The following is a 20,815-nucleotide window of genomic DNA, read 5'->3' as shown; positions in this document are numbered from 1 at the left end:
GTTACATGCTGGTGACCGAGTTGCTGAAACTCGCTCCGGACGCCGATCAGCACGAAGCGCTGCTGGCGACCATGCGTGCGTGTAACGCGGCCGCCAACCAGGCAGCCGAGGTCGCGTTCGCGCATCGGACCGCCAATAAGATCAATCTGCAGCGGCTCGTCTACTTCGATCTGCGGGTCTCGTACGGGTTGCCCGCGCAACTGGCGATCCGCGTCATCGCCAAGGCATGCGACGCCTACAAGCGCGACAAGACCATCCGTCCCCGTTTCCGTGAACTGGGTGCCGTTGCCTACGACCCTCGTGTCCTGTCCTACAAGGGCGGTGACCGGATCTCCATCGCGACGCTGACCGGCCGCATCATCGTGCCCGTTATGTACATAAACCGCTGGTCGTCCGTCAGTGGCGCGATCCGGCGCGGCCAGGCCGACCTCATTCACCGCGACGGAGTGTTCTACCTGGCGAGCGTCATCCAAGTACCGGAGCCGGAACCGGGCACCCCCCAGGACTGGCTCGGAGTGGACCTGGGCATCGTCAACCTCGCCACGGACTCCACAGGAGCCGTCCACTCCGGTAAGGCCGTCCGGGCGGCGCGCCACCGCAACCGAATACTCCGCGCCCGCCTTCAGCTCAAGGGCAGCAAGAGCGCCAAGCGACTGCTGAAGAAACGGCGCCGCAAGGAAGCCCGGTTCGCTCGCGACATCAACCATGTGATCAGCAAACGGCTGGTCGGCAAGGCCAAAGACACCCAGGCAGGCATCGCTCTGGAAGATCTGAGCGGCATCCGTGCCCGGGTAACGGTTTCCAAGGCCCAGCGTGCCGATCTTCACGCATGGTCGTTCCGCCAACTGCGGCTGTTCGTCACCTACAAGGCCGCGTTGGCCGGGGTGCGCGTGCGACTGGTGGATCCTCGCAACACGTCTCGCACCTGTCCGTCCTGCGGTCACTGTGCGAAACGCAACCGTCCTCACCGGGACTCCTTTCTCTGTGTGGCGTGCGGCTTCGCTGGGCCTGCCGACCACATCGCGGCGATCAACATCGGTCGCCGGGCAGTGAGTCACGCTGCCGACGACGCGGCCCACACCACCGAAGCCGTCGGCGGCATGGAGCTGCAGCTCTTCCCATCACGTCAGGGTTGAGAAGTTGACATCCACCTCTTCAGCTCGCGATAGGCCAGCGACCGCTTGTGCACCTCGTCAGGGCCGTCGGCCAGGCGCAGGGAGCGGGCTCCGGCCCAGAGGCCGGCCAGGGGGAAGTCCTGGGAGACGCCGCCCGCGCCGTGCACCTGCACGGCCTTGTCGAGGATCCACTCCACGGTGATGGGAGTGGAGATCTTGATGGCCTGGATCTCGGTGTGGGCGCCCTGGTTGCCCACCGTGTCCATGAGCCAGGCCGTCTTGAGGACGAGCAGGCGGGCCTGCTCGATCTTGATTCTGGATTCGGCGATCCAGTCCTGGACGACGCCCTGCTGCGCGATGGGCTTGCCGAACGTCGTTCTGGCCAGGGCCCGCTTGCACATCATCTCGACCGCGCGCTCGGCCATGCCGATCAGGCGCATGCAGTGGTGGATGCGGCCGGGGCCGAGCCTGGCCTGGGCGATGGCGAAGCCGCCGCCGTCCTCGCCGATGAGGTTGGCCGCCGGGACGCGGACGTCCTCGAAGAGGATCTCGGCATGGCCCCCGTGGTCGGCGTCGGTGTAGCCGAAGACGTGCATGCCGCGTTTGATGTGCAGGCCAGGGGTGTCGCGGGGGACGAGGATCATGCTCTGCTGCCGGTGCTTGGGCGCGTCCGGGTTCGTCTTCCCCATGACGATGAAGATCTTGCAGTTGGGGTTCATGGCGCCGGAGATGAACCACTTGCGGCCGTTGATGACGTACTCGTCGCCGTCTCTGGTGATGGAGGTGGCGATGTTGGTGGCGTCGGAGGAGGCCACGTCGGGCTCGGTCATCGCGAACGCGGAGCGGATCTCGCCGTCGAGCAGGGGTTGCAGCCACTCCTTGCGCTGCCACTCGCTGCCGAACATGGACAGCACTTCCATGTTGCCCGTGTCGGGGGCCGCGCAGTTGGTGGCGACGGGGGCGAGGGACGGACTCCGGCCCATGATCTCGGCGAGCGGCGCGTACTGGAGGTTCGTCAGGCCCGCGCCGTGCTCCCCCGGCAGGAACAGGTTCCACAGGCCGCGCTTCCTGGCCTCGTCCTTGAGGTCCTCCAGCAGGGGCGGCGGGCTCCAGCCGCTGGCCTGAGCCTGTTCCTCGAAGGCGGACTCTGCTGGATAGACGCATTCGTCCATGAAGCGGAGCAGGCGCTCGCGCAGGTCCTCGGTGACTTGGTCAAAGGCGAAGTCCATGGGCGTGAGCCTACCGACCGGCCGGTATGCGTGTCGACAGGTGGTTCCCCGCAAAAAGGTGCAGGTGGCCATAAAAGTGCCACAAGTGGTCTCGTAAGGTGTGCGGCATGACCGCGAAGCTGCCTGCGCCTGTGGTGCTCGAGAACGACGTCGTCCGCCTCGAGCCGCTCACCATGGACCACGTACCCGACCTGTTCGCCGCCGGCGGCGGTGACGACGAGCTGTGGCGCTGGCTGCCCATCGACACCCCGCGCACCGAGGAGGAGCTGGGCAAGGTCGCCAGGAAGCTGATCGACGACGACGTGCACGTGCCGCACGCCGTCGTCCTCAAGGAGAGCGGGCGCGCCGTCGGCTGGACCACCTACGCCGACGTGCCCGGCTTCGAGGCCAGCATCGAGATCGGCTGGACCTGGTACGGCAGAGCCGTCTGGCGCACCGCCGTGAACACGAGCTGCAAGCTGCTGCTGATCGACCACGCCTTCTCGCTCGGCTACAACCGCGTCCTGCTCAAGACCGACAACCTCAACCTCCGCTCGCAGAACGCCATCAAGCGCATCGGCGGCGTGCACGAGGGCACCCTGCGCCGCCACCGCAAGCGCTCGGACGGCACCTGGCGCGACACCGTCTGTTTCGGCATCCTCGAAGAGGAATGGCCGCAGCACCGCGACCGGCTGCGCGCTTCGTGAACCTTTCTTAGAAGGGCGGCGTCTCATCCCGCATGACCGACCGGCTGGGGGGCTACTGGCTCGGCGCCCGGCTCGACAGGGGCGGGCAGGTCGTCGTGCGCGAGGCGTACGACGAGTCGGGGGGCCGTCACGCGCTGGGCGTGCCGTGCCTGCCTGACGCCGACGCGCGGATCCGGCTGGCCGCCTCCGCCGAGGCCGCCGCGCTGGTCCGGTCGCTGTCGGTGGCCCGGGTCACCGCGGTGTGCCTGGACGGGGAGCCGCCCTACCTGGTCAGCGAGTACATCGAAGGGCCGACGCTGCGGCAGGTGGTGCGGCTGCACGGGCCGTACTCCGGCGACGACCTCTACCGGCTGGCCACCGCGACGGCCACCGCGCTGGCGGCGGTGCACGAGGCGGGCGCCACGCACGGGGCCCTGACGCCGGACAAGATCGTGCTGGGGGGCGAGGGGCCGCGGCTGGTCGGGCTGGGGCTGTCGGGTGACGGTGGCGGGCCGCCCGCGGACGTGCAGGCGTGGGGACGGCTGCTGGTCTTCGCCGCCTACGGGCCCGAAGAACCAGGGGATGGCGGGGAGCGGTTCGATCGTCTGTTACGCGGTCTCGTGGCCGCCGCGTTGCGCCGCGACCCGGAGCGCCGCCCGAGCGCCCGCCAGCTCCTGATGTCCCTCCTCGACGCGCCCCCCTCGCAGCAGGGCCGCCTGCTTCCTCCCGAGCCCGTGGACGACCCGCCGCTCGGCGCCCGCGCAGAGGCCGTGCACGCCACGCTGAGCCCGGCGGAGCAGGACCTGGTGCCGGACGTGTTCCTGCGGCTGGTGGGCGTCGACTCCGAGGGCGCGGACACGGTCGTCACCGTCGGCAGGGACGAACTGGTCGCCGGACGCGCGGCCGACGAGGTGGCGGCGATCGAAGGGGTGCTGGCCGCGTACGGGAAGGCCGGGCTGATCGAGGAGCCGCCGGCGATCGCGCACGCCGCGCTGTTACGGGCCTGGCCCCGGCTGCGGGAGTGGCTGGACGGCGAGCGCGCGGGGCTGGCCGTGCACAGGGAGCTGGCGGAGGCGGCGCGGCGGTGGGAGGCGGGCGGGCGCGGCGAGTCGCTGCTGTTCCAGGGGGAGCCGCTGGACAGGGCGCTGGCGTGGGCGGCCGGCGGGCGGCGGCGGGTGACGTTGAGCGCGGGCGAGCAGACGTTCCTGGACGCGGGCCTCGCGCTGACCCGGCGGGAGACGCGGCGGCACGCCCGCAGGCGGCGCACGGCCACGGCGGGCCTGCTGTCGGTGGCCATGGTGGCCGTGCTGCTCGCGCTCTGGCAGCGCGGCGTGGCGGACGGGCGGCTGGACGAGACGATGGCCAGGGTGGCGGCCTCGCGGGCCGAGGCGGTGCGGGTGGCCGACCCGGTGACCGCGCGCAAGCTGGGCCTGGCGGCCTGGCTGCTGGCGCCGATCCCCGAGAGCAGGCGGGCGCTGACGGCGCCCGATCCTGCGGTGGAGGTGTTCGCCGACCCGCACGCGGGGCCGCGCACGCTGCACGCCATCACCGCCGACGGCGCCACGCTCGCCGCCCTGGACGAGGGCACGCTGCGGCTGTACGACGTCGCCTCCGGCCGGCTGGTGACCACCACGGGAGGCCCGGCGCAGAGCGTGCGGGCGATGGCCTGGTCGCCGGACGGCGCGACCCTGGCGCTGGTGGGCGTGGACCGCTCGTACCTGTACGACCCGCGTACCGGCGAGATGGGCCGCCCCTTCGGCCGGGGGCTGGGCACGCCCGGCGAGCAGTCGGCGTGGTTCAGCCCGGGAGGCGGGCTGCTGTTCGCGGCGGCCAGGCAGTCGGGCGAGCGGTGGGCGTGGGACCTGCGGGCGCGCCGGGCCGCCTACGTCGGCGAGTACGCGGTGATCGGCCCGGGTGACCGGCTGGCGCTGGTGTTCGACGGCAGGCGCTCGCAGATCAGGCGGTCCGGCAAGGCGTCGCCGGCGCCGTGGCTGGACAGGATGCCGTGGGAGTACACGACGTTCGCCCCCGACGGCGTGCGGGTGGCCATCGCCGAGGAGACCGGCATCCAGATCTACGGGCTGGACGGCGTGCCCACCCACAACAGCCGCTACCGGCCCTCCCCCGGCCATCTGCGCTTCAGCTGGGACGGGCGGCTGCTGGTCAGCACCGACAGCGACCGCGTGCGGGTGTGGCGGCTCGACCACGGCACGCAGATCGCCGACCGGCGGGTGCCGGCGTCCGTCGATCGGCAGGCTCAGGCGGCGATCTCGGCGGACGGGCGGTGGCTGCGGGTGCTGGCGGGGCGCGGCACCGTCCTGACCATCGACCTGGCGGCGCCGGCGGCTCCGGCACGGCCCGAGGTGTGGGTGTGCGAGCGCTACGGGCCGCTGACGGCCGAGGAGTGGGGACGGCACCTGCCCGAGGTGCCCTACCAGCAGACGTGCTGAAGCGCGGCTGGGACGAGACGGCACCGTGACGCCACGCTCACTAGGTTGTGTACTTGATCGTATGCGAACCTGGTTCTTAAAGGGGTGCCCATGAAGACAGGCGCGACCCTGCGCGCGGTCATGACCGCGCTCAGCGGCCCGGTGACCGGGCTCGTCACCGCCCCCGGCGGCCTGGACGTCGAGCTGCGCGCCGTCGTCATAGCCGAGCCGGGCGACCCGGTCGGGCCGGGTGACCTGGTGCTGGTGGCGGGCGCGCGCGGCGAGGCGGCCGTGCCGGTGATCGAGGCCGCGGCCGGGTGCGGCGCGGCGGCGGTGGCGGTGAAGGGCGCCCCGGTCGAGGCGATGCGGCAGGCCGGGATCGCGGTGCTCGGCGTCGCCGCGGACGCCCGCTGGGACCAGGTGGAGACGCTCGCCCGCGCCGTCATCGAGGGCGCGGGCGCCGACGGCGACAGCCACCAGGACCTGTTCTCGCTGGCGCAGACCGTCGCCACGCTGACCGGCGGCGCGGTGACGATCGAGGACACCGCGCACCGCGTGCTGGCCTACTCGGAGTCCGACGACGAGGTGGACGAGCTGCGCCGCCAGTCGATCCTGGGCCGCAACTGCCCGGAGCCCTACCTGGCCCACCTGCGCGAGTGGGGCGTCTACCAGCGGTTGTGGGCCGGCGAGGAGATCGTCGACATCGCCGAGCGGCCCGACCTGGGCGTGCGCCGCAGGCTGGTGGTCGGCGTGCACGCCGGCAGCAGGCCGCTGGGCAGCATCTGGGTGCAGGAGGGACGGGCGCCGCTGGCCGGGCGCAGCGGCGAGGTGCTGCGTGGCGCGGGCCGGCTGGCCGCGCTGCACCTGGCCCGCCTGTACGGCGGCACCGCCACGGCCCGCGCCGAGGAGGACCTGGCGGTGGGCCTGCTGACGGGCAGCTTCGACTCGGAGGGGCTGGCCAGGCACCTGGGGGTCGATCCCGCCACGCCCACCGCGGTGATCGCCGTGGACCTGCGGGAGCGGCCCGACCGCTCCTGGCTGGAGCTGCGCAGGACCCAGGCCACCGAGATCATCTCGGTGCACGCCGCCGCCTACCGGCGCGACGCCATGGTCATCCCGGCGTGCGGCTTCATCTACATCCTGCTGCCGGACCCCGCCGGCGCCACGCTGCCCGCCTGGACCACCGACCTGGTGGCGGCGCTGCGGCGGCACATGGGCACGCCCGTGCAGGCGGCCGTCTCCGGTGTGGCCGCGCACGTGAGCGAGGTGCCGAGGGCGAAGAAGGAGGGCAGCAGGATCCTGGAGATCATCGCGCCCGCGCCCGAGCGGCTGGTGGCCACGCTGGAGGAGGTGCGCTCCTCGCTGGTGCTGCGCGAGATGCTGAACGTGCTGCGCGGCAGCGGCCTGCGCGACCCGTCGCTCGACGCGCTGGAGCCGGAGCTGGCGCACACGCTGCTGGCCTACCTGGACTCGTTCGGGGACGTGGCGGCCGCGGCGGAGGTCCTGCACGTGCATCCGAACACGGTGCGGCACCGGCTGCGCCGCGCCGGCGCGATCACCGGGATCGACCTGTCCGACCCGGAGCAGCGGCTGGTCGCCATGATCCAGTTACGGCTGGGCTCCTGACCGCGCCCGCTCGCCCGCCGACCTCATCGGCTGGGCTCCTGACCGCGTCTACTCCTCCGCCGACTTCATCAGCTTCGCGTACGCGAGCTGCAGCCAGTCCGACACCGCCACCGCCGTCATCGTCGCTCCCACGAGCCTGGTCACCCGCGGAGCCAGCACCAGCCCTGCCGCGTACGCCGTGGCCACCCACTGGGCCAGGCAGAACGGGCAGGCGAGCAGCTCGCCGATCGCCCCGCGCGGCTTCTCCTGCACCTCGGAGGGGCCGCCCTGCCCCTCGTACGTGGTGAAGGGGGCCCGCAGCGGGCTGGTGACGGGGTCCTTGGCCAGGCGGCGCGACACCTTGTGCGTGCAGGCCGCCATCAGCGCCAGGTCCATGAGGCCGACGTGCTCGGGGGCCTTGCGCCCGGCGAGCATCGCCGTGACGGCGGCCACCGCGACCGTTCCGCCGTACGCGCTGAGCAGGCCGACGTATCCCCCCAACGGCCGGTCGTGCCCGTTCTCGTAGGCTCGTTCCGTCTTTTCCAGAATGTCGGTCATAGCTCCCCGCGCTACCCGGAACCCCTCACCTCCAACGTCTACTTGACGATCGTTTGGGTAGCCCGACCACATGAGTAGCCACGGTCACGCGGTCACCGACGCCATCCTCGACACGCTCAAGCGCGCCAGTTCGGGGCTGAAGGACGCCGGAGTGAAATTCGCGCTGGCCGGCGGGTGCGCCGCGTACGCGCGAGGCGCCGCACCCTCCCTCCACGACGTGGATTTCGTCCTCACCGAACACGATGTGCCCGCCGCGCTGGAGGCGCTGCGCGGGCTGGGCTTCCAGACGGCCAAGCCGCCCGAGGACTGGCTGGTCAAGGCGTACGACGACGGGCGGCTGGTCGATCTGATCTTCCGGGTGTCCGATTTGGAGATCACCGACGCGCTGCTCGACCGGGCGGAGCCGTTGAAGGCGTCGGCGGTGATCGTCCCGGTGCTGGAGGCCACCGACCTGGTCATCTCCTGGCTGCTGCCGCTGTCGGAGCACGCCTGCGACTACGGCGCGCTGCTGGCCCAGGTGCGGGCGCTGCGCGAGCAGGTCGACTGGCCGCGGGTGGCGGCCGTGACGGCCGAGTCGCCGTACGCGACCACGTTCATCACTCTGCTGGAGCGGCTGGGCGTGCTGAGCGGGCCGGTCGTGCCGTCGGGCGACCCGAAGTGGCCCTGATCGCCTCTGATCAGCCCCTGCGGGTGGCCGCCGTGACCCGCTTGAGGATGCGGTCCCACTCGGTGCCGAACGGGTTGTCCTGCACGAGGTAGGTCCACGTCGCCGTGGGCCGCTTCAGGTCGGGCTCGGGCGACTCGAACGACTCCAGCGAGCGCTTCTCCACCTCGGCCAGCAGCGCCTTGTACTCGGCCACCGCCTCCCGCTGGAACTCGTCGACCGGGCTCATCCGGCCCAGCGCCCGCAGGTGGATGCCCTCGCGCAGGTCGGTCAGGAACGCCAGGTGCTCGGTCCAGCAGCGGTCGATGGCGTGCAGCACGATCTGGCGGGCCGTCTCGTCCCTGGTGTCCTCGGGCATCGACGCCCAGCGCTCGGGGTCGGCCTCGGCCAGCGCCTTGGCGGCGGCGTCGCCGCGCAGCACCTTGTCGCGCCACTCCAGGATCAGCTCGCGCTGGTGCTCCAGCAGCCGGGTGTAACGCCACGTGTTGCGGTGGATCTCCAGGTTGACGCCCTCGGCGACGCGCTGGGCGTGGCCCACGAGGTACGCGCCGCGCCGGTGGCGCACGACACCGTCGGCGTCGGCGGCGGGCGGGCGCTCGTCGGGGACGAACTGGGTGATCAGGTCGTCCTTGGTGCTGACGAAGAAGACGGAGCCGCCCGGGTCGCCCTGGCGGCCCGCACGGCCGCGGAGCTGGTCGTCGAGGCGGCTGCTGGCGTGGCGGCCCGAGCCGATCACGTACAGGCCGCCCAGCTCGGCCACGCCGTCGCCGAGGCGGATGTCGGTGCCGCGGCCGGCCATCTGGGTGGAGACGGTGATGGCGTCGCGCTCGCCCGCCCTGGCGATGATCGCGGCCTCTTCCGCGTCGTTCTTGGCGTTGAGCACGACGGGCTCCAGGCCGCGCCGCTGCAGCAGCTTGGCGAGGTTCTCCGACTCGGCGACGTCGAGCGTGCCGATGAGGATCGGCCGGCCGGTCTCGTGGACGGCCTGGATCTCCTCCACCAGCGCCGCGTCCTTGTCGGGCACGGTCGGGTAGATGCGGTCGGGCTCGTCCACGCGCACGCACGGCCGGTTCGGCGGGATCACCGCGACCTTGAGCCCGTAGAACTCGCCGAGCTGCTCGCTGACGGCCACGGCGGTGCCGGTCATGCCGCAGATGCGCGGGTAGCGGCGGATCAGGCCCTGCACGGTGATGGAGTCGAGGATCTCGCCCTTCTCGCTGGGCGCCAGCGCCTCCTTGGCCTCCACCGCCGCCTGGAGGCCGTTGGGCCAGCGCTGCAGCAGCGCCACCCGGCCGCGCGAGGGGTTGATGAGCTGCACCTTGCCGTCGCGCACGATGTAGTCGACGTCGCGGGTCAGCAGCGCGTGGGCGTGCAGGGCCAGGTTCAGCTCGATGAGCGTGCCTGGCTCGTGCTCGTCGTAGAGCTCCACCCCGAGCAGGTTCTCGACGCTGTCGGCGCCCTTGGGCGTGAGGTAGACGTTGCGGGCCTGCTCGTCGATCTCGTAGTGGTAGCCGCGCACGAGCTGCCGCACCAGCGCCGCCATCTCGGGCACCGCGTCGCCGGGGTCGGCCGCGCCGGCCATGACCAGCGGCACGCGGGCCTCGTCCACGAGCACGGAGTCGGCCTCGTCGATGAGGGCCACCTCGGGCGCGGGCACGATGATCTCGCCTGCGTCCGTGCGCAGGCGGTCGCGCAGCACGTCGAAGCCGATCTCGCTGACCGGCCCGTACGTGACGTCCTTGGCGTACGCCTCGCGCCGCTCCTCGGGCGTGGAGTTCTGGTCGATCCAGCCGACGCTGACGCCGAGCGCCTCGTAGAAGGGGCCCATCCACTCGGCGTCGCGCCTGGCCAGGTAGTCGTTGACCGAGATGACGTGCACGCGCTTGCCCTGCAGCGCGTATCCGGCCGCCGCCATGGCGCCGGACAGCGTCTTGCCCTCGCCGGTGGCCATCTCGGCGACCTTGCCGTCGAGCAGGGCGAGCGTGCCCAGCAGTTGCACGTCGTACGGCCGCAGGCCCAGGGTCCGGTCGGCGGCCTCGCGCGCGACGGCGCAGAACTCGGCCAGATCGCTCATGTCGGGCCTGGGCAGCTCGTCGAGCTTCCTGACCTGGTCGACCCGGCCGTCGGCCGTTTTGACGATCTTCTGGTAGGGCGTCAGAGGGACGCCTCCCGGACGATCCAGGAGGTTCCTCAGTATTCCCTTAATCGAGGCCACAGTTCCTCCAACGCACGCTACGCCGACACCGTTCCCTTCTTCATTCGCCTGAGACCGGGGAGCGGAGCGACGATTCGGCAAGCGTCGCCGTACCGGACCTTAGCTCATCCCGCGTCCCGAGCCGTCACTTCACGCCGCGTCGGCACGTGCGGCGAGCACCGTTACGGCGGCGAGCAGCAGCACGCAGCCGCACCACGCCACCGGGGTGAGGTGCTCGCCGAACAGCAGCACGCCCAGCAGCGCCGCCCCGACCGCCTCGCCGAGCGAGATGATCGACACGGTGGTGGCGCTCAGGGCGGTCAGCGCGCGGAAGAACAGGCCGTACGCGAGCGCGGTCGGCACCGCGCCCAGGTAGACCAGCAGCGCCACCGACGTCCAGCTCACCTCGGGCACCACCCCTTCGGCCAGCGCGAACGGCGCCAGGCACACCGCGCCCACCACGAACCCGCCGACGGCCACGGCCCGCGAGTCGTCGTCCCTGCCGTGGCGGGACAGCAGCGTGACGCCCGCGTACCCGGCGGCCGAGACCAGCGCGAAGCCGACGCCGAGGGACGCCCCCGTCTCCAGCGCGGCCTCGCCGGTGAGCAGGAGCAGCCCGGCCAGCGCGGCGGCCAGGGCGCCCAGCGCGACCCGGCCGAGCCGCTCGCGCAGCAGGAAGCGGCTGCCCAGGGCGGTGAAGATCGGGGTGGCGCCCATCGTGACGACGGTGGCCACGGCGACGCCGGAGTGCGCGATCGCGGCGAAGTACGCCGTCTGGTAGACGGCCATCCCGGCGCCGACCAGCAGCGTCCTGCCGTTCCAGGTCAGGGGTGCGCTTCTGGTCAGGACGAGGAGGAAGGCGGCGCCGAGGAGGTAGCGCCACAGGGAGACGCCGACGGGGCCGAGGCCGCCGGTGTCGAAGAGGAGGGATCCGGCTGCGCCGCCGGTGCCCCAGGCGGTCGCGGCCACGGACACGTACAGGGCGCCCCGCCGGGCGGAGACATGGGTCATGACAGGGTTCTCCGGGAGGAGTGGTCGGAATGGGCCCGGTGTGCGGGCAGCGACCACCCCCGGATCCGTCAGACCCGGAGAGATCAGGAAACGCCGCCCGCTAGCGGGCGGGGGGCGGGGAGCAGATCAGACGTCTCGGCACGGGTGACAGCCTAGGGCCTGCGGGCGGCTCCACCCAACAGCCAGGGCTCGCGGGCCGCTCCGCCCAGCGGCTAGGGCTTGCGGGCGACTCCGCCCAGCAGGAGTTCCTCCCAGGGCGCGAGCGGCCCGGGCACCCGCTCGTCCGGATGCCACTCGGGGAAGTGCACCACGCCGGGCTCCACCAGGTGGAGGCCGTCGAAGAAGCGGGTGATGGCCGCTTGGTCGCGGAAGTAGCCGGTGCCCATCGTGGCCTGCAACATCACCTCCAGCGCCTTGGCCTTGGGGTTCTCCGAGGCCAGGAAGTTGGAGACGGCCAGGTAGCTGCCGGGCGGCAGCGCGTCCATGTAGGCCCTGATCATCGCGTGCGGGTCGTCGCGGTCGGAGAAGAGGTGCAGCAGGCCGACGGCCAGGATCGCCGTGGGCTGCGACAGGTCGATCAGGCGGCGCATGACCGGGTGGCCGAGCACGCCCGCCACGTCGCGGGCGTCGGCGGTGATGGCGTCGGCGTTGGGGTTGCCGCTGAGTATCGCGCGGGCGTGCGGCTCGACCATGGGGTCGATGTCCACGTACACCACTCTGGACCTGGGGTCGGCGAAGTGGGCGACCTCGTGGGTGTTCTCCACCGTGGGCAGGCCCGCGCCGAGGTCGATGATCTGCCTGATGCCGGCCTCGCGGATGAGGAAGTCGACGACGCGTCCGATGAAGGCGCGGTTGCACCAGACGAGGTCGACCACCTCGGGCACCGCGTCCTTGAGCTTGCGCGCCACCGAGCGGTCGGAGGCGAAGTTCTCCATGCCGCCCAGCAGCGCGTCGTGCACCCGCGCCACGCTCGGCTGTTCCGGATCGACCCCTGGAGGCGCCCACTCAACGCTCATCCGACCTCCTCGCGCGGATCGTATCCGCACCTGGGGCTCCGGCGCTCCGGCTGGCTTGCGGTTGTCAGAAGAGTCAGATCACCTTGTCGGAGTCGTTACCGGGGCCGCCGCGTGCGCGGGCTGACGCTTGGACAGCAGGCGTTTGAGCCAGGGCGCGAGCGGCCGCTCCACGAACCGGTGCACCAGGTACGCCGCCGCCAGCATGACCGCGATCATCGCGACGAGCAGCACGTACTTGTTGACCGTGCCCTCCAGCCGGGCGAACAGGATGAAGCCGACGTGCGCGTGCAGCAGGTACAGCGGGTACGTCAGCGCGCCCGCCGTCACCAGCCATGGCCTGGCCAGCCGGTGCGTGACCCGCAGCGCCACGAACGTCATGATCAGGAAGATCGCCACGACCACGGCCGTGATGACGGCCGGCGAGTAGGTCACGTGGTAGCGCTCGCCGACCGCCTCGGCGTACCCGATGGCCCGGTAGACCGCGTTGCCCAGGCAGATCGGCACGAGCAGCGCGATCTGCCAGTCCAGCCCGAACCGGTAGAGCATGAACAGCGCCATCCCGGCGATGAAGTAGTGCGAGAACTCCGACTGCACGACCAGGTCCGCGATCCCGGGCAGCACGCCCAACTCGACCAGGAACGTCAGCGCCAGCCATCCCCACAGGCCGGCCATGATCCGGCCCCGCGTGATCCCGATCCAGGTGGCGACCAGCATCAGCACGTAGAACCGCATCTCGGTCCACAACGTCCAGTAGACGACGTCCACGTTCTCGATGTTCGGCACGGCCTGGAACATCGTCAGGTTGGCCAGCACCTGCGGTAACGACACATGGAACAGCCCCTGCCCCAGCGTCACGGTGACCACCGCGGTGATCGCGATGCCCACCCAGTAGGCCGGATAGAGCCGCACCACCCGGGAGACCACGAACTGGCGCGGGGTCCTGCCCCACGCGCTCATCAGCACGACGAAACCGCTGATCAAGAAGAACAGGTCGACGCCGAGATAGCCGTACTTGGCCACCCCGCTCTCCGCCACGAACGTCACCGTCGTCTTGCCTCCGGCCCAGCCGGAGAAAACGTAGTGGTACAGGACCACGCACAGCGCCGCCAGCAGCCGGAGCCCGTCGATCTCGTAGAGCCGTTCTGGCCTGCTTCGCATGGCTGTCTCCCTTCCGTGTGGAGATGGTGGCGGCATCAGCTTGAAGGTTGGTTAAGGGTCGCCAAAGGCATTCTTACGGGTTTACACGAATACCGACGGGTAGTTGATGGCTTGCCCGAGAAGACGGAAGAAGAGAGGAAGAGAGCACCAATGGAGCTCTGGGACTATCGAGCTGACGTCTACGACCGTGGGCAGGCGCTGGACTTGGTCGGGTACCACGTCCAGGCGACCGACGGCAAGATCGGGTCCGTCGACGAGGCGACTTACGAGGTCGGCGAGAGTTACATCATCGTCGACACGGGTCCGTGGATCTTCGGTAAGAAGGTCCTGCTCCCGGCTCAGGTGATCACGAACATCGATCCCCAGGAACGCAACGTGTTCGTGGCCCGCACCAAGGCCGAGATCAAGGACGCGCCCGAGTTCGACGAGGGCACGTTCAAGGAGCCCGAGTACCGGACGCGGCTGGGGGACTACTACGGCCGCTTCCCCGGGTGACTTGATGCCGTTAGCGGAGGGCCGCGCCTGTCGGGCGCGGCCCTCTGGCATTCTCCGCCACCTTCTGGCGTACCTGACAGAAGGTGTCACGTACGGCTGGAAGGCTGATGCTCATGACGACGCAAGCAAGCCTCATGGCCTTCACCATCGACTGCGACGACCCCAAGTCGCTCGCCGCGTTCTACCACGAGGTGACGGGGATGGAGGTCACCTACTCCGAGGACGAGTACGCCGCCATCAGCGACGGGACCGTCAACATCTACTTCGGCCGGGTGCCCGACCGGAAGCCCGTCCAGTGGCCGAGCCCCGACAAGCAGTTCCACCTCGACCTTCAGGTGGCCGACGTGGAGAAGGCCGCCGCCGAGTACGTCGCGCTGGGGGCCACCAGGCCCGAGTTCCAGCCGGGCGTCACGGAGGAGGGCACGCGGTGGATCGTGCTCCAGGACCCGCAGGGGCATCTTTTCTGCGTGTGCCGCAAGTCCTGATCGCGAGTGCCGCCGGAGGGCTCCGCGAGGCCCGTCCGGCCACCGCCGGCTCAAGGATGCGCCACATGTTCGTGCAGGTCGGACGCAACTTATGCCGATTTATCAGCCTAAAGGATGATTCTGGCGCTTCTGCGGCCTCTTAAGCTGGAGCAATGCTCCTGAAAGGATCCCTGCTCCTGCGCGGGCCGCGATGACCTGGGTCGGCATGCTGATCGCCCTGGCCGGAGCGCTGGGATACGCGCTCGGCGCGGCGATGCAACAGTACGAGGTCGTGGCCGAGGGCGCCTCGCTCAGCCTGGTCAGACGCCCCCGCTGGTGGGTCGGCGGCGCCATCTCCTTCTCCGGCGCCTGCCTGCACGCCGTCGCGCTGAGCTTCGCCCCGCTGGTCGCCGTGCAGCCCATCAGCGTCGCCACGCTGGTGTTCGCCGTGCCGCTGGCCGCGTTCATGTACGGGCGCAGGCCGTACCGCGCCGAGATCCTCGGCTCCATCGCCGTGGCCGTCGGCCTGCTGTGGCTCATGCTGCTGGTGCCCGCGCACAACGTGACCCCGGTGCTGGGCGACGGCGCGGCGGTGGTGTTCATCGCGGTGATCGCCGCGGTCGCGCTGGTCACGCAGCTCCTCGCGAGCCGCGTGCACGGGCCGGCCAAGGCGATGCTGCTGTCCGTGGGGGCGGGGGCCGTGACGGCGAGCGTGTCCACGTTCGTCCGGGTGATCGGCGGCGGGATGCAGGGCGACTGGGGGCGGCTGATCCACTGGTTCAGCCTCGCCGTGCCCGTGCTGCTGATCTGCGCGGTCGTGCTGCTGCAACGCTCGTACGCCGTGGGCTACTTCGGCATCGCCTACGCCGGCGTGCAGGTCATCGACCCGATCACGTCCGTGCTGGCGGGGGCCATCCTGCTCGGGGAGCCGCTGCCGACCTCCCCCTCGACGGCCGTCCCCGCCGTGCTGGCCGCCGCGCTGACCATCGGGGGCACGATCACACTCGGACGGCTCGCCCCCGATCATCACGCCAAGCCCGCCGCCGCACCCCGGCTGGAGCAGCGCCCGGTCGCCGTTCAGACGTCGGTCAGCGCCCAGCCTCAGCCGGTGGACGCCAGCCCAGCACCTCGTCCATCGACCGCAACATCAGATCTGGGCTGAGCCGGGCCGCGGCCGACACGCCGAGGTCGCGCACCGCCACCGCCAGGGGGTTGCGCAGGCTGCTCATGCGGCAGAGCGTCCAGGAGCGCCGCACGATCTTCGCGGTCCGCTCCACGCGTGCGGCGCTGTAGGCGGCCGGCGCCCCCTCGGGCAGAGCACCTCCACCTGCGCCCTCACCAGCGCCCCCATCTATGCCTTCGCCCGCGCCGCCACCCACGCCACCTGCCGCGCCGCCACCCGAACCGGCACCGCTGCGAGACCTGTCGCCGCGGTCGCCACCGTCCAGCGAGCCTCCGCCGCGCAAGCCTCCACCGAGCGAGGCGCCGCTGGGCGAGGCGCTGCTGAGCGAGCCTCCGCCGCGCAAGCCTCCGCCGCGCAAGCCGCCGCGCGAGGCGCCGCCGGCGTGGTGGGCGAGCACCACCGCGTCCTCGATCGCCTGGCAGGCGCCCTGCCCCAGGTTGGGCGTCATCGCGTGCGCCGCGTCCCCTACCAGCGCCACCCTCCCCCGGTGGAAGGCGGCCAGCGGCTCGGCGTTGTAGTAGACGTCGTTGCGGATGATCCGCGCCGGGTCGGCCGCCCGCAGCAGGGCCGGAATCGGGTCGTGCCAGTCGCCGAACCTGCGCAGCAGCTCCGCCCGCTCATCCGCGTGCGCGGCACCGGCGGGCACCACGTCGGTCGCGTAGACGTACACGACGTCGCCGGCCAGCAGGTGGATGCCGAACACCTTGCCCCGCCCCCAGCTCTCGGAGCGCGGCACCGTCAGCCCGCCGAGCGGGATGAGCCCGCGCCACGCCGTCACCCCCGAGTACACGGGCCCGGGGTGGGCGGGGAACAGCGCCCGCCGGGTGGCGGAGTTGATCCCGTCGGCACCGACCACGAGGTCGGCCTCCAGGTCTCCGGCGTCGGTCCGTACGAGGCCCTTGTCGGCGTCCACCTCGGTAACGGTCGTCCCGAGGCGCAGGTGCTCGCGGCCGAGCGCGTCCGTGAGGACCTCCAGCAGGGTGGCGCGCAGCGTGACCACGACCGAGTCGCCGTACTTGGCGTCCGCGACGGCCTCGGTGGTGTGGGTGAGCCACCTGCCGTCCGCGCGGCGCAGCCCGAGCCGCCCCTCGGCGGTGGCGAGCCGTCTGATGCGGTCGCCGACGCCGAGGACGTCGAGCGCCTTGAGGGCGTTGGCGGCGATCGCCAGCCCCGAGCCGACGGGCTCGATGACGGCGGCCCGTTCGAGCACGGTCACGTCCCAGCCCTTGCGCCGCAGCGCCGCTCCGGCGGCCAGCCCGCCGACGCCCGCGCCGATCACCACAGCCCTGGCCATGACAGCCTCCCCTTCACTACGTCTGTAGTGTCACCATACTACGCCTGTAGTGCGGCCTCACTACCGCTGTAGTATCGGGTTCCGTGAAGCGTTCCGACCTCGTCGCCGACACGGCCATCACCCTGCTCGCCGAGCGGGGCATGCGCGGCCTGACCCACCGCGCCGTGGACGAGGCCGCCGACCTGCCGCCCGGCTCCACGTCCAATCTCGCCCGCACCCGCGCGGCCCTGCTGGAGCTGACGTTGTCGCGGCTCACCGAGCTGGAGCTGCGTGCGCTGAGCGGCGCGTACGGCAGCGACGCCTACGAGCTGGCCCACCTGCCGAAACTGATGGCGCAGGCGCTGCACATCCAGCTCATGGACCGCCGCCGCACCCTGGCCCGCTACGAACTGGCCCTGGAGGCGACCAGGCGGCCGGAGCTGCGCACCATCTACGACCAGGCCGGGCGGCGCTTCCGCGACCCGGCCGTGGCCATGCTGGCGGCCATGGGCTCGGCCGATCCGGTGGCGCACGCGCGCAACCTGGTGGCGTTCGGGGAAGGGCTGATGTTCGACGCGATCGCGGGCGCCGGCAGCGTCCCCACGCTGGAGGAGCTGGAGGACGCGCTGAGCGACCTCCTCACGGGCATGCTCCGGCCGGGCGGTCAGCGGACCAGCGGCAGCACCTCGCGCTCGTAGAAGTCGAAGAACGCGTCCTGTTCCGTCCCGATCTGGTTGACGTAGACCTCGTCGAAGCCGGCGTCCACGTACTGCCTGATCGCCTGGGCGTGCACCTCGGGGTCGGGGCCGACCGGGCTGCCGGCGACGGCCTCGTCCTCGGAGACCATCCCGGCGAGCTGCTCGAAGTGCCGGGGCAGCGGCAGGAGCTGCGCGGCCTCGCCCTTGATGCCCTGCGTGGGCCACAGGCGGTGCACGGTCTTGCGGGCCGCCGCCTCGTCGGCGGCGTAGCAGGCCTTGAGGCCGCCCAGCGCGGGCTTGCCGGTGCCGCCCGCCTCGCGGAAGGCGCGTACGGCGTCGGCGTCCGGCGCGACCGAGACGTAGCCGTCGCCCAGCCGCCCGGCCAGCGCCGTGGACTTCTCGCCCAGCCCCGACACCAGGATGGGCGCCGGCTCGTCGGGCAGTGTGTAGAGCCTGGCGGTGTCCACGCGGTAGTGGCGGCCCCGGTGCGTGACCAGCTTGCCGGTGAACAGCTCCCGCATCAGCTCGATGGCCTCTTCCAGCATCTCCAGCCGCTCGCTGAGCGGCGGCCAGCGGGACTCGACGACGTGCTCGTTGAGCGCCTCGCCGGTGCCCACGCCGAGCCGGAAGCGCCCGCCGGTGAGCGCGGCGGTGGTGGCGGCGGCCTGGGCGATCACCACCGGGTGCGTACGGACCAGCGGGCAGGTCACCGCGGTGGCGATGGGCAGGGACGTGGCCTCGGCGATGGCGCCGATCACCGACCAGACGAACGGCGCCTGGCCCTGCTCGTCCAGCCAGGGGTGGAAGTGGTCGGAGATCCACAGGGCCTCGAAACCGGCGCGTTCGGCGGCCTTGGCCTGACGCACCAGCTCCGCGGGACCGTGTTCCTCACACGACAGGAAATATCCGAAGGTCGTCATGAGTTCGTCCCCTGCCCCGAAAAGATATGTTATGCGGCGCTCGCCTGGGGCAGATGCCAGCCCATGGCTACTTTGCTCTGGATCATCGCGGTAATTCTCGTCATCTCCGGGATCTATGTGATCCTGGCCCGGCGCGACCTGCTATGGGGGATCGTGCTCATCGTCCTCGGTTTCCTGGTCGGGCCTGGCGGGGTCAGCATCTTCAATGTGTAGGGGCGCCGTTCGGATTCGACCGGTCAGCCGCCCCTACCGCACCGCTGGGCCGATCCCCGAGAACGGTCCAGCGGTTTCTACGTTTTGCTGAAATATCATTGGTGACGCTCCTTGATTCCCGCATGCCGGGAATGAGGAGCGTGTGAGTAGATTTCCGCCGTTCAGCCGCTACGAGACAGGCGCTGCCTCGGCGAGGCTCCGCGACCTGCTCGTACGGCTGCGCCTGCGCATGCGCGACGAGGCCATCCTCGACGAGGCCATCGCCCGCCTGGCCACTGAGTTGAACATCCGGCCCGGCGAGGCGGCCGAGCAGCTTTCGAGGATGGCCCAGCACAGCGGCCTGGAGCTCGTCGAGGTGGCCAGGGGCATCGAACGCCCGCCCGACGAGCCCAGGCAGACACTCGACGTGCCCGCCTGGGTGAGCGCCATGCTGGACGCCGTCCACGCCTCGGCCCTCTACCTCGCCCCCGTCGAGGACGGGACCGGCCGCGTCGTGGACTTCCTGATCGTCGCCGCCAACCGCTACGCCAGGACGGCCGCCGGGCGCACCGCGTCCGAGCTGGCCGGACGCCGGCTCATGGCCGTCAGCCCCGGCGTCGCGGGCTCGGGCCTGCTGGACGACTACATCAGCGTCTACGAGACCGGCGAGCCCGTCCACCGGGAGGGGCTGGAGTTCGTCGAGGTGCTCGACTACCTGCCCTGGCCCTCCACGCTGAACGTGCGGGCGTCCCGGGTGGACGACGGCCTCCTGGTGAGCTGGCGCACCGTGGACGACGAGGAGCTGCTCGTCTCCGGCTGGGACCGCGCGCAGCGGCTGGCCGAGCTGGGCTGGGGCGAGTGGAACCTGGCCACGCAGCGCACGCTGTGGACACCCCAGATGTATGAGATGTTCGGCCGCGACCGCGAGCAGGGCCCGATGGCGCTGGAGGACCTGCCGTCCGTGGTGGTGCCGGAGGACCTGCCGGTCGTCGAGGACCAGGTGCGTTCCCTGGTGGAGCACCGGGAGGCGGTCGAGACGGAGTTCAGGATCCAGCACCGGCACGGGGTGCGGCACCTGAACGTCTACAGCGAGCCGATCCTCGACGCCGACGGCGTGCCCGTCAAGGTGCGCTGCCTGGTGCAGGACGTGACGAAGAACCGGCGCAGGGAGCGGGCCCTGGCCGTGGCGCACGAGCAGGCCCACCGGCAGCGGCAGCGGGCCGAGGAGGAGCACCGGGTCACCGTCCAGCTCCAGGACACGATCGTGCCGATCAGGCGCGGCCTCATCCACCTGCCGGGACTGACCGTCGGCGTGCGCTACCTGCCGGGCGAGGAGCTCGTCCGGCTCGGCGGCGACTGGTTCAAGGCCCGCCTCATCCCGGACGGCAGGGTGCTGATCGCCATCGGCGACGCCATGGGACACGGCCTGACCGCCGCCAGCATCATGCTGCAGATGCGTTCCGGCCTGGCGGGCCTGGCCTACACACAGGCGCCCGCCGGACAGCTCGCCACCTGGCTGAACGACCTCATCGTGCACTCCAACGAGGGCATCACCGTGACCGGCACGGCCATCATCGGCCACTTCGACCCGCAGGACTGCACCTTCCGCTGGACGAACGCCGGCCACCCGGCGCCCCTGCTGATCAGGGACGGCCGGGCCGTGCCGATCGACGGCGTGCAGGGGATGATGCTCGGCGCGTTCGACATGACCGAGTACCAGATGACGACGACGCACCTCCAGTCGGGCGACGTCCTGCTGCTCTACACCGACGGGGTGGTCGAGCGGCGCGGGCAGGACCTGGAGGCGGGCATGGAGGCCCTGCTCCAGGCCGCGCACCAGTGCACCGACGACGACCCCGAGCAGATGATCGCCTGCCTGCTGAAGAGGCTGGGCGGCGAGGCCGCCGAGGACGACGTGTGCGTCATCGCCGTACGGGTGCTCTAGC

At 71.3% G+C, this 20,815-nt stretch carries 19 protein-coding genes; 11 read left to right on the top strand and 8 right to left on the bottom strand.

Annotated elements, in window-relative coordinates; translation table 11 throughout:
• The first annotated feature begins 5 nt into the window (after positions 1 to 5).
• Positions 6 to 1,136: an RNA-guided endonuclease TnpB family protein gene (locus ABD331_RS49660; protein ID WP_344492382.1), complete on the top strand. Its 1,131-nt coding sequence runs from the start codon at positions 6 to 8 to the stop codon at positions 1,134 to 1,136.
• Here ABD331_RS49660 and ABD331_RS49655 read toward each other — a convergent pair.
• The gene (locus ABD331_RS49655; protein ID WP_344492379.1) at positions 1,127 to 2,344 is read right to left on the bottom strand and encodes an acyl-CoA dehydrogenase family protein; all 1,218 of its coding nucleotides are present in this window, start codon (positions 2,342 to 2,344) and stop codon (positions 1,127 to 1,129) included. The genes ABD331_RS49660 and ABD331_RS49655 overlap by 10 nt on opposite strands.
• Before the next feature lie 107 nt (positions 2,345 to 2,451).
• Here ABD331_RS49655 and ABD331_RS49650 point away from each other — a divergent pair, with 107 nt between their 5' ends.
• From ABD331_RS49650 to ABD331_RS49640, 3 genes are all read left to right on the top strand, one after another.
• The gene (locus ABD331_RS49650) at positions 2,452 to 3,030 is read left to right on the top strand and encodes a GNAT family N-acetyltransferase (RefSeq protein WP_344492376.1); all 579 of its coding nucleotides are present in this window, start codon (positions 2,452 to 2,454) and stop codon (positions 3,028 to 3,030) included.
• 32 nt (positions 3,031 to 3,062) lie between these two features.
• Entirely contained in the window at positions 3,063 to 5,459 is a 2,397-nt protein-coding gene (locus ABD331_RS49645; RefSeq protein ID WP_344492373.1) for an nSTAND1 domain-containing NTPase, read from the top strand.
• A gap of 90 nt (positions 5,460 to 5,549) precedes the next feature.
• On the top strand, positions 5,550 to 7,064 hold the full coding sequence (locus ABD331_RS49640; protein ID WP_344492370.1) for a PucR family transcriptional regulator: 1,515 nt from the start codon (positions 5,550 to 5,552) through the stop codon (positions 7,062 to 7,064).
• Between the two features lie 48 nt (positions 7,065 to 7,112).
• Here the strand turns inward: ABD331_RS49640 and ABD331_RS49635 are convergent, their stop codons facing one another.
• Positions 7,113 to 7,601, bottom strand: coding sequence for a DUF1360 domain-containing protein (locus ABD331_RS49635; RefSeq protein ID WP_344492367.1), 489 nt, complete (start codon positions 7,599 to 7,601; stop codon positions 7,113 to 7,115).
• Positions 7,602 to 7,671: 70 nt separating this feature from the next.
• On the opposite strand from ABD331_RS49635, the gene ABD331_RS49630 reads away from it, so the two are divergent.
• The gene (locus tag ABD331_RS49630; RefSeq protein ID WP_148442227.1) at positions 7,672 to 8,268 is read left to right on the top strand and encodes a nucleotidyltransferase; all 597 of its coding nucleotides are present in this window, start codon (positions 7,672 to 7,674) and stop codon (positions 8,266 to 8,268) included.
• Between the two features lie 10 nt (positions 8,269 to 8,278).
• On the opposite strand, the gene secA2 is transcribed toward ABD331_RS49630, so the two are convergent.
• The 4 genes from secA2 to ABD331_RS49610 all read right to left on the bottom strand — a co-directional run bounded on the left by secA2 (position 8,279) and on the right by ABD331_RS49610 (position 13,644).
• A complete protein-coding gene (secA2, locus tag ABD331_RS49625; RefSeq protein ID WP_344492362.1) occupies positions 8,279 to 10,480 on the bottom strand; it encodes an accessory Sec system translocase SecA2 in 2,202 nt (733 codons plus the stop codon).
• 129 nt (positions 10,481 to 10,609) lie between these two features.
• Entirely contained in the window at positions 10,610 to 11,470 is an 861-nt protein-coding gene (locus tag ABD331_RS49620; protein WP_344492359.1) for a DMT family transporter, read from the bottom strand.
• Positions 11,471 to 11,682: 212 nt separating this feature from the next.
• The gene (locus ABD331_RS49615) at positions 11,683 to 12,486 is read right to left on the bottom strand and encodes an SAM-dependent methyltransferase (RefSeq protein WP_344492356.1); all 804 of its coding nucleotides are present in this window, start codon (positions 12,484 to 12,486) and stop codon (positions 11,683 to 11,685) included.
• A 78-nt stretch (positions 12,487 to 12,564) separates the two neighbouring features.
• Complete coding sequence (locus ABD331_RS49610) at positions 12,565 to 13,644, bottom strand: acyltransferase family protein (protein WP_344492353.1); 1,080 nt, start codon at positions 13,642 to 13,644, stop codon at positions 12,565 to 12,567.
• A 150-nt stretch (positions 13,645 to 13,794) separates the two neighbouring features.
• On the opposite strand from ABD331_RS49610, the gene ABD331_RS49605 reads away from it, so the two are divergent.
• From ABD331_RS49605 to ABD331_RS49595, 3 genes are all read left to right on the top strand, one after another.
• Positions 13,795 to 14,139 carry a PRC-barrel domain-containing protein gene (locus ABD331_RS49605; protein WP_148442232.1) on the top strand — a complete coding sequence of 115 codons (345 nt, stop codon included), beginning with the start codon at positions 13,795 to 13,797 and terminating at the stop codon, positions 14,137 to 14,139.
• A gap of 113 nt (positions 14,140 to 14,252) precedes the next feature.
• Complete coding sequence (locus tag ABD331_RS49600; protein WP_344492347.1) at positions 14,253 to 14,624, top strand: VOC family protein; 372 nt, start codon at positions 14,253 to 14,255, stop codon at positions 14,622 to 14,624.
• A 190-nt stretch (positions 14,625 to 14,814) separates the two neighbouring features.
• Positions 14,815 to 15,765: a DMT family protein gene (locus tag ABD331_RS49595; protein ID WP_344492344.1), complete on the top strand. Its 951-nt coding sequence runs from the start codon at positions 14,815 to 14,817 to the stop codon at positions 15,763 to 15,765.
• Here the strand turns inward: ABD331_RS49595 and ABD331_RS49590 are convergent.
• A complete protein-coding gene (locus ABD331_RS49590; RefSeq protein ID WP_344492342.1) occupies positions 15,692 to 17,080 on the bottom strand; it encodes an FAD-dependent monooxygenase in 1,389 nt (462 codons plus the stop codon). The genes ABD331_RS49595 and ABD331_RS49590 overlap by 74 nt on opposite strands.
• Before the next feature lie 83 nt (positions 17,081 to 17,163).
• On the opposite strand from ABD331_RS49590, the gene ABD331_RS49585 reads away from it, so the two are divergent.
• On the top strand, positions 17,164 to 17,757 hold the full coding sequence (locus ABD331_RS49585; RefSeq protein WP_344492339.1) for a TetR/AcrR family transcriptional regulator: 594 nt from the start codon (positions 17,164 to 17,166) through the stop codon (positions 17,755 to 17,757).
• On the opposite strand, the gene ABD331_RS49580 is transcribed toward ABD331_RS49585, so the two are convergent.
• On the bottom strand, positions 17,724 to 18,677 hold the full coding sequence (locus tag ABD331_RS49580) for a TIGR03557 family F420-dependent LLM class oxidoreductase (protein ID WP_344492336.1): 954 nt from the start codon (positions 18,675 to 18,677) through the stop codon (positions 17,724 to 17,726). The two genes, ABD331_RS49585 and ABD331_RS49580, sit on opposite strands and share 34 nt — an antisense overlap.
• A 63-nt stretch (positions 18,678 to 18,740) precedes the next feature.
• Here ABD331_RS49580 and ABD331_RS49575 point away from each other — a divergent pair, with 63 nt between their 5' ends.
• Together ABD331_RS49575 and ABD331_RS49570 are read left to right on the top strand one after the other, a co-directional pair.
• A complete protein-coding gene (locus ABD331_RS49575) occupies positions 18,741 to 18,890 on the top strand; it encodes a GPGG-motif small membrane protein (protein WP_165959640.1) in 150 nt (49 codons plus the stop codon).
• Positions 18,891 to 19,032: 142 nt separating this feature from the next.
• Complete coding sequence (locus ABD331_RS49570) at positions 19,033 to 20,814, top strand: PP2C family protein-serine/threonine phosphatase (protein WP_344492333.1); 1,782 nt, start codon at positions 19,033 to 19,035, stop codon at positions 20,812 to 20,814.
• Position 20,815: the final 1 nt, after the last annotated feature.

The organism is Nonomuraea monospora, assembly GCF_039531895.1.
In the GTDB taxonomy this organism is placed as follows: Bacteria; Actinomycetota; Actinomycetes; order Streptosporangiales; family Streptosporangiaceae; genus Nonomuraea; species Nonomuraea monospora.
This window is presented reverse-complemented; position numbering and strand designations above follow the sequence as displayed.

Bases quoted from the DNA above. Each gene is read 5' to 3' on its own strand.
- ABD331_RS49595 (WP_344492344.1), top strand. From the start codon at position 14,815: ATGACCTGGGTCGGCATGCTGATCGCCCTGGCCGGAGCGCTGGGATAC.
- ABD331_RS49600 (WP_344492347.1), top strand. From the start codon at position 14,253: ATGACGACGCAAGCAAGCCTCATGGCCTTCACCATCGACTGCGACGAC.
- ABD331_RS49630 (WP_148442227.1), top strand. From the start codon at position 7,672: ATGAGTAGCCACGGTCACGCGGTCACCGACGCCATCCTCGACACGCTC.
- ABD331_RS49655 (WP_344492379.1), bottom strand. From the start codon at position 2,344: ATGGACTTCGCCTTTGACCAAGTCACCGAGGACCTGCGCGAGCGCCTG.
- ABD331_RS49620 (WP_344492359.1), bottom strand. From the start codon at position 11,470: ATGACCCATGTCTCCGCCCGGCGGGGCGCCCTGTACGTGTCCGTGGCC.
- ABD331_RS49615 (WP_344492356.1), bottom strand. From the start codon at position 12,486: ATGAGCGTTGAGTGGGCGCCTCCAGGGGTCGATCCGGAACAGCCGAGC.
- ABD331_RS49605 (WP_148442232.1), top strand. From the start codon at position 13,795: ATGGAGCTCTGGGACTATCGAGCTGACGTCTACGACCGTGGGCAGGCG.
- ABD331_RS49580 (WP_344492336.1), bottom strand. From the start codon at position 18,677: ATGACGACCTTCGGATATTTCCTGTCGTGTGAGGAACACGGTCCCGCG.
- ABD331_RS49610 (WP_344492353.1), bottom strand. From the start codon at position 13,644: ATGCGAAGCAGGCCAGAACGGCTCTACGAGATCGACGGGCTCCGGCTG.
- ABD331_RS49640 (WP_344492370.1), top strand. From the start codon at position 5,550: ATGAAGACAGGCGCGACCCTGCGCGCGGTCATGACCGCGCTCAGCGGC.
- ABD331_RS49590 (WP_344492342.1), bottom strand. From the start codon at position 17,080: ATGGCCAGGGCTGTGGTGATCGGCGCGGGCGTCGGCGGGCTGGCCGCC.
- ABD331_RS49575 (WP_165959640.1), top strand. From the start codon at position 18,741: ATGGCTACTTTGCTCTGGATCATCGCGGTAATTCTCGTCATCTCCGGG.
- ABD331_RS49645 (WP_344492373.1), top strand. From the start codon at position 3,063: ATGACCGACCGGCTGGGGGGCTACTGGCTCGGCGCCCGGCTCGACAGG.
- ABD331_RS49635 (WP_344492367.1), bottom strand. From the start codon at position 7,601: ATGACCGACATTCTGGAAAAGACGGAACGAGCCTACGAGAACGGGCAC.
- ABD331_RS49650 (WP_344492376.1), top strand. From the start codon at position 2,452: ATGACCGCGAAGCTGCCTGCGCCTGTGGTGCTCGAGAACGACGTCGTC.
- ABD331_RS49660 (WP_344492382.1), top strand. From the start codon at position 6: ATGCTGGTGACCGAGTTGCTGAAACTCGCTCCGGACGCCGATCAGCAC.